General features: G+C 39.4%; 11 protein-coding genes, 5 tRNA genes and 1 rRNA gene. 14 read left to right on the plus strand and 3 right to left on the minus strand.

The genetic code is table 11. The features are described 5' to 3' along the window. The 7 genes from G611_RS0105730 to G611_RS0105760 form a co-directional block, all read left to right on the plus strand. Positions 1 to 188 (plus strand): 23S ribosomal RNA (locus tag G611_RS0105730); the annotation flags it as partial. Positions 189 to 253: 65 nt separating this feature from the next. Beyond that, positions 254 to 327, plus strand: a tRNA-Asp gene (locus G611_RS0105735). A gap of 22 nt (positions 328 to 349) precedes the next feature. Beyond that, positions 350 to 422 (plus strand) — tRNA-Val (locus G611_RS0105740). Positions 423 to 447: 25 nt separating this feature from the next. Continuing rightward, positions 448 to 529 (plus strand) — tRNA-Tyr (locus G611_RS0105745). Between the two features lie 12 nt (positions 530 to 541). Further along, a tRNA-Met gene (locus tag G611_RS0105750) sits at positions 542 to 615 on the plus strand. A gap of 6 nt (positions 616 to 621) precedes the next feature. After that, positions 622 to 694 (plus strand) — tRNA-Phe (locus G611_RS0105755). Between the two features lie 112 nt (positions 695 to 806). Then, on the plus strand, positions 807 to 1742 hold the full coding sequence (locus G611_RS0105760) for a D-2-hydroxyacid dehydrogenase (protein WP_028242808.1): 936 nt from the start codon (positions 807 to 809) through the stop codon (positions 1740 to 1742). A gap of 4 nt (positions 1743 to 1746) precedes the next feature. On the opposite strand, the gene G611_RS0105765 is transcribed toward G611_RS0105760, so the two are convergent. Next, positions 1747 to 2742 (minus strand): zinc dependent phospholipase C family protein, encoded by a 996-nt coding sequence (locus G611_RS0105765; protein WP_028242809.1) that lies wholly within the window; start codon positions 2740 to 2742, stop codon positions 1747 to 1749. A 240-nt stretch (positions 2743 to 2982) separates the two neighbouring features. Here G611_RS0105765 and G611_RS0105770 point away from each other — a divergent pair, with 240 nt between their 5' ends. From G611_RS0105770 to G611_RS0105785, 4 genes are all read left to right on the plus strand, one after another. After that, positions 2983 to 4416: a radical SAM protein gene (locus tag G611_RS0105770; RefSeq protein WP_028242810.1), complete on the plus strand. Its 1434-nt coding sequence runs from the start codon at positions 2983 to 2985 to the stop codon at positions 4414 to 4416. A gap of 253 nt (positions 4417 to 4669) precedes the next feature. Continuing rightward, positions 4670 to 6097: an ATP-binding protein gene (locus tag G611_RS0105775; protein WP_028242811.1), complete on the plus strand. Its 1428-nt coding sequence runs from the start codon at positions 4670 to 4672 to the stop codon at positions 6095 to 6097. Positions 6098 to 6138: 41 nt separating this feature from the next. Then, positions 6139 to 6963, plus strand: coding sequence for a transketolase (locus G611_RS0105780; protein WP_028242812.1), 825 nt, complete (start codon positions 6139 to 6141; stop codon positions 6961 to 6963). A 2-nt stretch (positions 6964 to 6965) separates the two neighbouring features. Then, positions 6966 to 7904, plus strand: coding sequence for a transketolase family protein (locus tag G611_RS0105785; protein WP_028242813.1), 939 nt, complete (start codon positions 6966 to 6968; stop codon positions 7902 to 7904). A gap of 118 nt (positions 7905 to 8022) precedes the next feature. On the opposite strand, the gene G611_RS0105790 is transcribed toward G611_RS0105785, so the two are convergent. Then, positions 8023 to 9057 (minus strand): aldose epimerase family protein, encoded by a 1035-nt coding sequence (locus tag G611_RS0105790; RefSeq protein WP_028242814.1) that lies wholly within the window; start codon positions 9055 to 9057, stop codon positions 8023 to 8025. Between the two features lie 160 nt (positions 9058 to 9217). On the opposite strand from G611_RS0105790, the gene G611_RS14055 reads away from it, so the two are divergent. Next, a complete protein-coding gene (locus G611_RS14055; protein ID WP_081656981.1) occupies positions 9218 to 11398 on the plus strand; it encodes a transglycosylase domain-containing protein in 2181 nt (726 codons plus the stop codon). 28 nt (positions 11399 to 11426) lie between these two features. Continuing rightward, positions 11427 to 12365 carry an ROK family glucokinase gene (locus G611_RS0105800; RefSeq protein WP_028242815.1) on the plus strand — a complete coding sequence of 313 codons (939 nt, stop codon included), beginning with the start codon at positions 11427 to 11429 and terminating at the stop codon, positions 12363 to 12365. A gap of 44 nt (positions 12366 to 12409) precedes the next feature. Here the strand turns inward: G611_RS0105800 and G611_RS15240 are convergent, their stop codons facing one another. After that, positions 12410 to 12970, minus strand: a complete 561-nt coding sequence (locus G611_RS15240; protein WP_028242816.1) for a TetR/AcrR family transcriptional regulator — start codon at positions 12968 to 12970, stop codon at positions 12410 to 12412. Between the two features lie 218 nt (positions 12971 to 13188). Here G611_RS15240 and G611_RS0105810 point away from each other — a divergent pair, with 218 nt between their 5' ends. Beyond that, positions 13189 to 13671, plus strand: a complete 483-nt coding sequence (locus tag G611_RS0105810; RefSeq protein WP_028242817.1) for a MarR family winged helix-turn-helix transcriptional regulator — start codon at positions 13189 to 13191, stop codon at positions 13669 to 13671. Positions 13672 to 13673 lie beyond the last annotated feature (2 nt).

The following is a 13673-nucleotide window of genomic DNA, read 5'->3' on the forward strand; positions in this document are numbered from 1 at the left end:
AGCTGAGTAGCCAAGTCTGGACGGGATAAACGCTGAAGGCATCTAAGCGTGAAGCCCCCCTCAAGATGAGATATCCCCTTCCTTCAAGGAAATAAGATCCCTTATAGACGATAAGGTAGATAGGTTCAAGGTGTAAGTGCGGTAACGCATTCAGCTGATGAATACTAATAGATCGAAGGTTTATTCTAAAAAAGAAAATGTAGCATTAATTCTTAATCTGTATGAAGTTTTGAAGTTGTTATCAACTTTAAATGGCCTCATGGCTCAGTTGGTTAGAGCGCCGCCCTGTCACGGCGGAGGTCGAGGGTTCAAGTCCCTCTGGGGTCGCTAAAAATCTAATATTTACCGTGGGATCTTAGCTCAGCTGGGAGAGCATCTGCCTTACAAGCAGGGGGTCACAGGTTCGAGCCCTGTAGGTCCCACTTAATTGAATAAAGTTAATAATATGGGCGGTTTCCCGAGTGGCCAAAGGGGACAGACTGTAAATCTGCTGCAAATTGCTTCGGTGGTTCGAATCCACCACCGCCCATCTTTTTAATATCGCGGGATGGAGCAGTCTGGAAGCTCGCCGGGCTCATAACCCGGAGGTCGGTGGTTCAAATCCATCTCCCGCAACTACGTGCCCAGATAGCTCAGTTGGTAGAGCAGAGGACTGAAAATCCTCGTGTCGTTGGTTCGATTCCGACTCTGGGCACTATTTTTTTACTCTTCAGCATTTAGCTGGAGAGTTTTTTTGTTATATAGGTCTTTTTCTGGATAAACATATGTGTCATAATAGCTACAGAATTTGAGAAGGAGTGAACGATATGAAAATAGTATTTCTCGATAGAAAATCAATTGGTGAAGATATCGATCTAACATCATTTAATGAATTCGGTGAAGTTGTTATTTATGATTATTCTACAGTTGAGGAAACAGCAGAACGTACAGTAGATGCGGATATTATAGTTCTTAACAAGGTTCCAATTAATGAGAAATCAATAGGCAATGCTAAGAATTTGAAATTGGTATGTGTCACAGCAACAGGAACAAATAACCTTGATAAAGAATACTTAGCTAGTAGGGGAATAGAATGGCGAAATGTTGCTGGATATTCAACAGAAGCTGTAGCGCAGCACACATTAGCTTTAACTATGTACCTATTAGAACATCTTAACTACTATGACAATTATGTAAAATCAGAACAGTATGTTGAAGATAAGATGTTTACTCATTTTGAAATGCATTTTAATGAAATTTATGGAAAAACATGGGGAATTATCGGATTAGGAGCTATTGGAAAAAGAGTAGCTGAAATAGCAACATGTTTAGGAGCTAATGTAATTTATTATTCTACAAGTGGAAAAAATCACTCTGATATCTACAAAGAGGTGGATTTTGAAACACTGTTATCCACATCAGATGTTATTTCTATCCACGCGCCATTAGATGAAAACACAATGCATTTAATGGATGCAAATGCCTTTAATAAGATGAAAAAATCAGCAATCCTGGTCAACGTTGGAAGAGGACCTATTATTGTTGAAAAAGATTTGGCTGATGCTTTAAATCAGGGGATAATTGCTGCCGCAGGCCTTGATGTTCTTGATGTGGAACCAATGTCTGCTAATAATCCACTTAGGTTAATAAAGGATAGCAACAAGCTTATAATTACACCACATATAGCTTGGGCAGCTGTTGAAGCTAGAATCAGATTAATGGAAATAATCTATAATCAAATTAAAGAATTTCTAGGCGAATAAGCTATTAAAGGGGTAAGCCACTTAAATAGCTTAAATCACTTAGATTGCTAAGCAAAAGATTCCTGTAATGTAGAAACTGGTTAGTCTCTTCTTTTACATTGCTTTCAGAATCGATAAATGAAGTATTGCCGCAGGCTTTCATGTATAATTCAATACGTTCGATATATGTTGGCATAGATTTGTTCATAATATCAAAAACACTCTCATCATGAACTTTGGCAGGATTCCATGGATTATACCAGGTGTTATGCTTTTCATTGCATGGATCTGGATATTTTATGTAAGAATCGCTTGGTATCATAGATGATATAACGGCACATTTGAAGAAGAATTGTTCAATGCTTCTTATGTGTCGTTTTTTCTTTCCCTGTGGGTCGTTCATTTTGTGATTAAGCCTAATGAAGGTGTTAATTGAATTTTTAATGGTTCTAAGCCTAATTTTGTTTCTTGGATATGTCTTATTTATAGCGATATAAAGCAATTCTGAAATCACCCGTTTTTCATTACGTGATGGGCAAACTGCAGTAGCATAATCATATTCACTTGGTAATATATGTTTGTAATGATTAAGTATTATATGATCAATATCAGTTTCGAGAGAAACATGTTTGCCGAAATCATATACACCACTTTTCTTGATATTTTCCAGATGGTCAGTTTTGTAATAGATATAAGGATGGCAGGCAGTATCAAGAGTATAATGGCCTAAAAATCCTAAGATATAAGCATCGCATATTCTTCTTGAATGTGCATCCTCGAAAGAGTTTCTTGCATCAAAAAGATAGTCAAAAAAAAGCATTACATTTTCATCATGCATAACTTTTCCAATATTTCTTTTGTAAAACAAGTAAGCAGGAATATGATAGAAAAATATATCTGGACCTTCTAAGCCTAATGAATAGGCAGTCTGATGTTTTTCAATTAAAGTTCTAGTATCAGTAGATTCAATAAAAGAAATTGATTGTTCACCAAAGAGCAAATGAGTAATGAAACCAGGCATAATAACTCCTAAAAAAACAAAACACAACTAACTTAACTTTAAATTTACATTATTATAGCACAATAACAGCAACCTAAATGCGAAGGTAATGTGAATACAAAAAAAAGAATGTGTATAAAAAAACAAAACAAAAAAGTAAATTTGTTTTAGAGCACATAACAAAAAAAATATTTGTATATGGTGAAAAATAAAGGTTTTTCTATACTAAGATTATAAAGATACGTAAGAGGAGGATTAAGAATGGGAGTAAAAGATAGTGTTGAACGTGCTGCTTTTGGTGCAGCAATTGATGGTGTTCTTAAGAATATCAAAAAGGACCCAAAGACTAATCTTTTAAAACTGGTAGATTTGACAGAAAAGATGATGGGTGGAAATGCTAAAGGCTTCCGTTCAGCTGCTTTTGCAGGAGCTAGAGATTTAATTAATCAGGAAGATTCCAAGTGGATGAATTATGTAACAAGACTTCTTACAGAAACAGATCCACATGTGGCCAAGATGACAGCTTTGAATTTAGGATATCAGGCTGCATTTAAAGGCACAAAAATGATAAGAGAAAATAGAGAAAAATATAATTGCAATATACCTTGGCTTATTCTTATGGATCCAACAAGTGCATGCAATCTTCGTTGCAAAGGATGCTGGGCTGCCGAATATGGCCACAAGCTTAACCTTACATTTGAAGAATTAGATAGCATTGTAACACAGGGCAAGAAGCTCGGAATATACTTTTATATGTTAACAGGTGGTGAGCCATTAGTTAGAAAAGATGATATTATCAAGCTTTGTGAGAAGCATAACGAGTGCGCATTCCACAGCTATACTAACGGAACTTTGATAGATCAGGCATTCTGTGATGAGATGAAGCGTGTTGGTAATCTTTCGCTTTCAATATCATTGGAAGGATTTGAGGATGCTAATGATTTCAGAAGAGGCGATGGTGTATATGCTAAGGTTCTTAAAGCAATGGATTTGCTACATGAGAACGGATTAATATTTGGCAATTCAGTATGCTATACAGCAAAGAACATGGAATCAGTAACATCTGATGAGTTCTTTGATTTACTAATCGAGCATGGTTCAAGATTTGCTTGGTATTTCCACCTTATGCCAGTTGGTATGAATGCAACACCAGAGTTAATGCCATCTCCAGAGCAAAGAGAATATATTTATCATAGACTCCGTGAGGTCCGTGGAAACAAGGGCGGAAAGGAAATCTATGTTATGGACTTCCAGAATGATGGCGAGTTTGTAGGTGGATGTATTGCCGGTGGACGTAATTACTGCCATATCAATCCAAAGGGAGATGTGGAGCCATGCGTATTTATTCACTATTCAGGAGCAAACATTCGTGAGAATACATTATTAGAGGCATTGCAGCAACCATTATTTATGGAATATAGAAAGGGCCAGCCGTTCAACGATAACATGTTGCGTCCTTGTCCAATGTTAGAGAATCCTGAGATACTTCAGGAAATGGTAAAGCGTTCAGGGGCTCATTCAACAGACGTTCAGGAGGAAGAGCCAGTAGAGCATCTATGTGGAAAGTGTGCTGAGTACGCAGCTAATTGGAAAGAAACTGCAGATAGATTATGGATGTCGCACCCATACAGACAAAAAGGCTATATTAACTATGCAAATGCCAAAGAAAAGGGCTATGCGTATAAGGTAGAATAAAGGTATCAAAACGAGGATTTTCCCAGGCCTGGCAGAGGACAGCTGTCAGGTCTTTTTTTCGCCATTAAAAGGTAAAAAAAATAATTACGATATTGCTAAAAATAAGAGATAATGCTAAAGTAAAGAAGATGTAAACAGGATAATTTAAAATAGTTTAGAAATAACAAAAATAATTCTGGCCTTATTGCAGTAATAGTTGAAACGTGATACCATGAATTTGCACGCGCTAATGGCTGTGTAAAGGAGAGGTGTTATGTTTAAAGGTAGAAGTGAAGAGTTAGGAAAGCTAAACAAGTTTTATGAGGGAGATAATGCTGAAGTAGCCATAATTTCTGGTCAGATTGGTATTGGCAAGACATCTTTGCTAAGGGAATTTTATGTAGGAAAAGAAGGTCTTTTTTTTGAAGCATATGAAACCACAAGCAAGCACCAGTTTGAACTTATAAGCCATATTATGGGTTCTGAAACAATTCTAGATGCTGAAGGGTTCTGTAAGGAGATAACAAAACGAGCTACAGAAACCAAGCAACTCATTATTATCGATCAATATCCTCATATTGTGAAAGCAGATCCAGATTTTGATAAAATGCTGCATACATGCATCACAGGCGAATGGAAGGATTTACCTGTAAAGCTAGTACTATGTTCAGATGCGTTCATGCTTGTAGATAAATATATAAAGGGGAAGAAGGCCATTTGGCGAGATACCATATCTCTTGATTTAGAATTAAAGCCACTTGGTTTCTATGATTCTTGCCAGTTTTTTGCAGATTCTAGTCCAAAGGAAGCAGCTTATTTATATGGAATTACAGGTGGAATACCTTACAATCTCTCAAGGGTTGCAGCCTTGCTTGGAGTAGATGGATTTACAGAGCTTAACATTCATCCGATAGAATCTGAGGACAAAATAAAAGAAGTAACAAAAAGATTATTCCTAGACAAGGAAGCCAGGCTTGGGCTTAACCCGGAGATTGTAATGGCCACAGAGCTTAGGGAACTTGCCTATTATAACTATATGCTTGCCACATTGGCAAAGGGACTTAACAGAGTTAACCAGATTTCTGCTGAAATCGAAAAACCAAAGGATGTTGTAGTTCCTTACCTGAATTCTCTTATGGCAATAGGTGTTTGCACAAAGGATACCGCCATTACAGAGATTACAAACAGGAAAAAAACACGCTATTCAATCGTTAATTTAAGTACACTATTCTGGTATAAGGTAGTAGTTCCTAATTACGATGAATATATATTAGGAAATGCCGATGCCATATGGGAAAAGGCACAGGCGGTCATGGATGAATATATGAAGGACGTATTCATCAAGATATGCGCTGAATATCTTAGGGATAGAAGCGATAAAAACATGTTACCATTTACAATTGAAGAAATCGGTAATTGGTGGGTTAATGATGATGAAGCGGGCACCACAGATGGATTTGATTTGGTATCACTGGGTACATGCGAAGGCAAGCCAGCCACGATATTTGCACAGTGTTATTATATCGATGAACCAATAGAGGTTGCACAGCTTAAATCACTTATCGAGAAGACAAAGCAGCTACATAGGCAGGGGGACGCCTTTTACTTAGTCTTTTCAAATGTAGGATTTCATGAAAATGCTATTACCATTTCGTCAGCTATTAAGAACATCATGCTGATCACTCTAGACGAAATGAGATAATATACAATGGCTCAGCCATTTAATTGTATAGGAGGAGAAAAATGACAAACCAAGAGCTAAAGAAAATTGCTACTGAGGTTCGCAAAGGCATCATTGAAGGTGTTCATGCTGCAAAAGCTGGACATCCAGGCGGATCACTTTCAGCAACAGAGGTATTCACATACCTTTACTTTGAGGAGATGAATATCGATCCAAAGGATCCAAAGAAGGCAGACAGAGACAGATTCGTGCTTTCAAAGGGACACACAGCACCAGGACTTTATGCTACACTTGCACAGCGTGGATTCTTCCCAGTAGAAGATTTAAAGGGACTTCGTAGCATCGGAAGCCACCTTCAGGGACATCCATGTGTTCAGCACACACCAGGTATTGATGCTTCATCTGGTTCACTTGGCCAGGGTATTTCTGTTGCAACAGGAATGGCACTTTCTGCAAAGCTTTCAAACGATTCATATAGAGTATACACACTTTTAGGTGATGGTGAGATTCAGGAAGGTCAGGTTTGGGAAGCAGCTATGTTTGCTGGCGCTAAGAAACTTGATAACCTTGTAGTAATCGTTGACAACAATGGTCTTCAGATTGATGGACCTGTAGATGTTGTTAATACACCATACCCAATTCCAGATAAGTTCCGCGCTTTCAACTTCCACGTGGTAGAAGTTGCAGATGGTAATGACTTTGACCAGCTTCGTGCCGCTTTCAAAGAGGCAAGAGAAACAAAGGGAATGCCAACAGCTATTATCATGAAGACTGTTAAGGGTAAGGGCATTTCATTTATGGAAAACCAGGTAGGATGGCATGGAAAAGCTCCTAACGACGAGGAGTATGCTATCGCAATGGAAGAATTAGGAAAGGCTGGTGAGTAAGAATGGCAGACGTAAAGAAAATCGCAACTCGTGAGAGCTACGGTAACGCTCTTGTTGCTCTCGGTGAGAAATATGATAATTTAGTAGTTCTTGATGCAGATTTAGCAGAGGCTACAAAGACAGGTATTTTTAGAAAGGCTTTCCCAGAGCGTCACATCGACTGTGGTATTGCTGAGTCAAACATGGTTGGTATCGCTGCTGGTATCGCATCAACAGGAAAGGTTCCATTCTGCTCTTCATTCGCTATGTTTGCAGCAGGACGTGCTTTTGAGCAGGTACGTAACTCAGTTGGTTACCCACACCTTAACGTAAAGATTGGTGCTACTCACGCTGGTATTTCAGTAGGTGAGGATGGTGCTTCACATCAGTGTAACGAGGATATTGCTCTTATGCGTACAATCCCTGGCATGACAATCATCAATCCTTCTGATGATGTTGAGGCTAAGGCTGCTGTAGAGGCTGCTTACAAGATGGATGGTCCAGTTTACCTTAGATTTGGCCGTCTTGCAGTACCTGTAATTAACGACAGACCAGATTACAAGTTTGAAATTGGTAAGGGTGTTGTTCTTAGAGAGGGCAAGGATCTTACAATCATCGCAACAGGTCTTGAGGTTAACGAATCTCTTGAGGCTGCTAAGAAGCTTGCTGAGGATGGAATTGATGCAGAGGTTATCAACATCCACACAATCAAGCCTATTGATGCTGACCTTATCGTTAAGAGCGCATCTAAGACAGGAAAGGTTGTTACTGTTGAAGAGCATTCTATTATCGGTGGTCTTGGTGGAGCAGTTGCAGAGGTTCTTTCAGAGAAGTGCCCAACAAAGATGCTTCGCATTGGCGTAAAGGATACATTTGGAGAGTCAGGCCCAGCTGTTAAGCTTCTTGCTAAGTATGAGCTTGATGCAGCAGGTATCTACAAGCAGATTAAAGCATTTATATAAAAAAAGCCTTCCCCCTCTGGGGGAAGGTGGATGCGAAGCAGCCGGATGAGGGTCAATTGTAGTAATGCCCTCATCAGTCACCTTCGGTGCCAGCTTCCCCCATAGGGGGAAGCCTTTTTTATACGAATTTATAAATTGTAGTTGAGTGAGCCTTAACGCCTGCTTTTGCGATTGGCTGGTCAAACTCTGGTACGTTGATAGCATTTGGGAAGAACTGTGACTCGAAGCATACGCCGTGACGCTTGTCGTAAACGCATCCGCCCTTGCCGATGTGAGATGTATCAAGGTAGTTACCAGCATATAGCTGCATACCAGGTAAATCTGTATAAACTTCCATCTTTCTGCCGCTCTGAGTTGACTCAAGTGTGCAACTTGGTTTATCTAATGTGTGATGATTTAAGCAGTAATTGTGGTCAAATCCGCCTGCCCAGTTAAGCTGGTCGTAATCAGCATCTGTATCCTTGCTAAGAGCCTTTGGAGTAGTGAAATCCATTGGAGTGCCCTTAACTTCGCGGCATTCGCCATGTGGGATAGACTCTGAATCTGTGTGAGTATATCTGTCTGCATCAACCCAAACGATGTGATCCATAACAGAACCAGTATCATGACCGTTAAGATTGAAGTAGCTGTGGTTAGTTGGGTTGAATATTGTATCAACATCTGAAATGCCTGAATAATCAAGGCGAATTGAGTTGTCATCACCTAATGTATATGTGATTGTGATGTCCATTTCTCCTGGGAAACCACATTCCATATCAGCCTTGTGGCATGTGAATGTGATGTGCTTATCATCTACTGATTCAACATTCCAAATGCGCTTGTGCATAGGATGGAAGCCTGAATGAAGATTGTTCTTGCCATCGTTGGCATCGAGCTTGTATTCAACACCGTTGAGTGTGAATTTGCTATCGCCGATGCGGTTGCCGTTAGGGCAGATGCAGCAGCCAAAGCCAGGTCCATTAACAAAATAATCTTCGATATTTTCATATCCTAAAACAACATCTGAAAGAATTCCCTCTGAATCTGGAACCCAAAGTTCAAGTAGATTACAGCCGAAGTTCATTATCTTTGCCTGCATACCGTTCTTATTAATGAGTGTGTATGCAATAATATCTTCACCGTTTTTGGTGACACCAATTTTTTCTTTTTCCACGGTAAAAACCTCCCTTATTTATAGACTATAACTATATTACGAGTATAAGGCTTTAAATACAAGATTATAAAAATAAAAAACAAAAATTTAAAGGTTAAAATGTCAAAGAAATGACATTATGGTACTATAGAAGTAGGACACAATTTTGGGGGTGCGGGGAATGAAATCCAGGGATAAGAAAATCCTTAGATTAATTAAACTGCAAATCATCTTGCTACTCATACTTATAACTGGGGTTACTTATTACTATGTGAGTGGCTACGCTTCTCAGGTCTCTGAACTAAAGACAGAGGCTAGTCTTTTAGTGCGCAAATCTAACGAAAACACCTTTAGGCAGATAGAAACCAGTGAGGCTTATGATAAAAACGGTAACACTATTTCGGTGCTAAAGGGTGAAAAAGACGTTTACTACATTTCCTATGAAGAAATTCCTGAAGATGCCATTTCGGCTCTTGTATCCATAGAGGATAAAAATTTCTTTGAGCATGGTGGAGTGGATTATAAAGCCATAATAAGAGCTGCATATGTAATGTTTAAGGACAAACAGATGACCCAGGGCGGAAGTACCATTACAATGCAGCTGGCAAGAACCATATTCCTAAACAATGAAAAGACCTGGCAGCGTAAGGTTGAGGAAATATTTATAGCAACTGAGTTGGAGAAGAAGTATTCAAAGGAACAGATATTAGAGTTTTATTTGAACAATGTTTATTTTGCAAATGGATATTATGGCTTGGAGGCGGCAGCCAAGGGATATTTTAGCGAGGATGTTTCAAAGCTTGATTTGGCGCAGCTGTGCTATCTGCTTGCCATTCCCAATTCACCAACATATTATGATCCAGTTGTAAATCCAAATAATACAAAGAGTAGAGCAGACCGTATTATAGATGCCATGGTTAACGATGGAAAGCTGTCTGAGAAGGCCGCAAAAAAGGCAAAAGCTGAGGAAATAGTCCTTTCAAGACCGGACAGTATAAAGAACAATTACGTGGAAACCTATGTCTATTACTGTGCGACGAAAGCATTAATGGCAGCAAATGGATTTGAGTTCAAGAACGATTTTAAGAAGGACAGTGAAAAGAGCACTTATGAAAAGTCTTATGAGGAGGCCTATGATGAGTGCAATAAGAGCCTGTTTACATCTGGCTACAGGATATATACATCCATAGATTTGAATATGCAAAGCAAGCTGCAGGAGTCTATAGACAAGAAGCTGGAGAATTTCACGGATGTAAATGAAGAGGGCATATATGCTCTGCAATCGGCCGGTGTATGTATAGATAATGAGACAGGCATGGTAAACGCCATTGTAGGTGGTAGAAGCCAGGATGTAACGGGATACACGCTTAATCGCGCATACCAGAGCTTTAGACAGCCAGGAAGCGCCATTAAACCGCTTCTAGTGTACACTCCGGCCCTTGAGATGGGATACACTCCAGATACGATGGTGATGGATGAAAAAATAGAGGATGGTCCTGAGAATGCGGGAGGAAAATATAGTGGCGAGATTACCCTGCGAACTGCAGTTGCCACATCTAAAAACACAATCGCATGGCAGCTGTATTCAGAAATCACACCAGATAAAGGCATGGAATACCTAAAGACATTAGGCTTTTCACGTATAGAAAAGGCTGATTATGGCATGGCCGCATGCCTAGGTGGATTGACAGTGGGTGTGAGCCCTCTAGAAATGGCAAAAGGCTACGCTGCATTGTACAACGATGGTTATATGCGAGATGCCACCTGCATACAAAAAATAACAGACACAGAGGGCAAGGTTATTTTCGAGGCGAACCAAGAAAATGTTAAAGTTTACGAAGAAAATGCTGCACGAAATATGACAGATATGCTACAATCTGTATTGACTGACGGTACGGCTAGGGGTGTATCATTAGGTGAAATGCCTGCAGCAGGTAAAACAGGTACTACAAACGATAATAGAGATGGTTGGTTTGTTGGATACAGTAAATACTACACAACAAGCATTTGGGTAGGCTACGACCAGCCAAAATCAGTCCCAGGGCTTACTGGTTCATCTTATCCAGCAGCCATTTGGCAGGATTTTATGACGATTATCCATGAGGGTAAGGTCGCAGCTGAGTTTAAAAAGCCAGTTGAATTTATCGGCACTGAGGAACAGCAGGAGGATCCTGATTTAGAGGGCTTGGATGAGGAATCATATGGGCAGTTCGATGAGGAAAATCCTGAAGAAAGAGTGGGAGGCAGTTATCAGATAGTAACGCAAACCTTTGACGGAACGGAGATTCCTGAAGGGGCGATACCAGATAATGCTACAGACGTTCAGATTACTACCACAGTAGAGCCTGTGGTTGAGGAATAGTTATATTTAATGGAGGATTATGTAAGTAATGGCAAAGTATGGTTTTGGACTAGATTTAGGTGGCACAACATGTAAATGTGGTTTATTCACTGCAGAGGGTGAGCTTTTAGAGAAATGGGAGGTTCCAACAGATACTTCTAACGGTGGTGTTAATATCCTTAAGGACTTAGCACAGACAGTTGTTAAGAAGATGGAAGAAAAGAATATCACAGCAGATGATATCCTTGGCGTAGGAATCGGTATTCCTGGCCCTGTTTCAGATGAAGGTGTAGTAAATAGATGCGTTAACCTCGGATGGGGCGTATTTAACGTAGAAAAGGAATTTTCAGAGTGCCTTGGTGGAATCAAGGTCAAGGCTGGAAACGATGCTAACGTAGCAGCACTTGGCGAGTCTTGGATGGGAGCTGCAAAGGAATATTCTAGCTCAGTTATGGTAACACTTGGAACAGGTGTTGGCGGCGGTGTAATCATTAATGATAACATCGTTTCAGGCGCACATGGTGCAGCAGGAGAGATCGGACATATCAGAGTTAACTATACAGAGGAAAACACTTGTGGATGTGGTAACCACGGATGTCTTGAGCAGTACTGCTCAGCTACTGGTATTGCACGTCTTGCAAGGATTCGTCTTGCTCAGAACGATGATGCAAGCACACTTAGATCAGTAGAGCAGCTTGATGCTAAGGCTGTATTTGATGAGGCTAAGAAGGGTGATGTAGTTGCAAAGGAGATTGCAAAGAGAGCATGTGAGTATCTTGCACAGGGATTACAGGTTATCTCATGTGTTGTAAACCCAGAGGCATTCGTTATTGGTGGCGGTGTTTCAAAGGCTGGTCAGTATTTAGTAGATGAAGTTGAGTACAGATTCAACCAGATTGCATTCCACGGTTGCCGCAATACAAAGATTGTTCTTGCATCACTTGGAAATGACGCAGGAATCTTTGGAGCAATGAAATTAATACTTTAATATAAAAAAACTCTAGCAACTATCTAGCTGCTAGAGTTTTTCTTTTACTGCCTATTAATTATTCCAGAATAACCGCTTCCAAGTAATTTGCTTGCGGTTTCTGTAAGAACTGAAAAATCAGTTTCTCTACCTTCAAAAAGCCAATCCTTATAAATGGCTGTGATAGCCTTTGTGTAAGAACGAACAATCGAAGGATGTTCTGTCATTGAGAAGAATCTAGAAAAATCATCGCTCTTTAAAACCATATCAACTACATTGTTGTAGAAGAATGAGTAGTGCTCATCGCACATAAGCTTCTTTTCAACTTTTGAACATGACTCTAAGTACTTATAGAAATAAGTGATACAGCCATCTAAGTCAAGCTTTCTGGCATACTCACCTATATTATCAAGAATCTCTTTAGTCATTTCTTCTTCAACCTCAGATACTAAATCATCAAGTGAAGAATAGTGTAAGTAAAATGTTTTTCTGTTAATTCCGGCTTTTTCAGTGAGGTCAGTGATAGAGATTTCATTGTAATTACGAGCCAATACTAAGTCATTAAAAGCTTTTCTGACTGCTGTGAGGGTTCTCCTTACTCTTAAATCTTTACTTCTTTCTCTCATTTGCACACTCCTTTTCTCTATATTAATTATTTATACTGACAAAAGCAGAGACCTTTATTCCTGTCTACTATACCACGGAATAAACCCCTCGTGGAATTTTTAATAGATTTTTTAGAATTTGTTTATTGATTGGACACAATTGCGGGTGTATAATTCCAAATAGTTCGTATTCGGACAAAACGGATTCGAACTATCCGAAATCGGACGAAAGGAGAGATATGGATCATAAAGAATTTGACAGTAGAATACATTTAGGGTTCCTTTGTGATTGCCTTAGTAGAGAGGTGAAAAACGCCGTAAACAGAGGCCTCAAGGAAGATAATGGCGAAAACGCTTCTTCTAAAAATGGTTGGTTATTGGCCTATATAACACGTCAAAGTGAACCTGTATTTCAGAAGGATTTGGAAAACATTTTTCATCTACCAAAGTCTACATTAGCAGATATGATGCAGCTTCTTGAAAAAGATAATTTGATTAAAAAGGTTCCTGTAGATGGTGACGGCAGAAAAAAGCAGATTGTTGTTACTGAGAAGGGACAGCAGCAGATTCTTAGGGATGAAGCTAAGATTATGGAAGTCGAGGATTTTATGGAAGAGGGCATATCTAGTGAGGATATGGAAACTGTAGTTAAGGTTCTTGATAGATTGCAGCAGAACGTAAGAAAGTATAAATCACATATAGTATTGAAAAAGGAGGACTAGAT

The sequence above is a fragment of the Pseudobutyrivibrio ruminis AD2017 genome (assembly GCF_000424305.1).
Classification (GTDB): domain Bacteria; phylum Bacillota; class Clostridia; order Lachnospirales; family Lachnospiraceae; genus Pseudobutyrivibrio; species Pseudobutyrivibrio ruminis_B.

Bases quoted from the DNA above. Each gene is read 5' to 3' on its own strand.
- G611_RS0105760 (WP_028242808.1), top strand. From the start codon at position 807: ATGAAAATAGTATTTCTCGATAGAAAATCAATTGGTGAAGATATCGAT.
- G611_RS15240 (WP_028242816.1), bottom strand. From the start codon at position 12,970: ATGAGAGAAAGAAGTAAAGATTTAAGAGTAAGGAGAACCCTCACAGCA.
- G611_RS0105785 (WP_028242813.1), top strand. From the start codon at position 6,966: ATGGCAGACGTAAAGAAAATCGCAACTCGTGAGAGCTACGGTAACGCT.
- G611_RS0105775 (WP_028242811.1), top strand. From the start codon at position 4,670: ATGTTTAAAGGTAGAAGTGAAGAGTTAGGAAAGCTAAACAAGTTTTAT.
- G611_RS0105800 (WP_028242815.1), top strand. From the start codon at position 11,427: ATGGCAAAGTATGGTTTTGGACTAGATTTAGGTGGCACAACATGTAAA.
- G611_RS0105765 (WP_028242809.1), bottom strand. From the start codon at position 2,742: ATGCCTGGTTTCATTACTCATTTGCTCTTTGGTGAACAATCAATTTCT.
- G611_RS0105810 (WP_028242817.1), top strand. From the start codon at position 13,189: ATGGATCATAAAGAATTTGACAGTAGAATACATTTAGGGTTCCTTTGT.
- G611_RS0105770 (WP_028242810.1), top strand. From the start codon at position 2,983: ATGGGAGTAAAAGATAGTGTTGAACGTGCTGCTTTTGGTGCAGCAATT.
- G611_RS14055 (WP_081656981.1), top strand. From the start codon at position 9,218: ATGAAATCCAGGGATAAGAAAATCCTTAGATTAATTAAACTGCAAATC.
- G611_RS0105780 (WP_028242812.1), top strand. From the start codon at position 6,139: ATGACAAACCAAGAGCTAAAGAAAATTGCTACTGAGGTTCGCAAAGGC.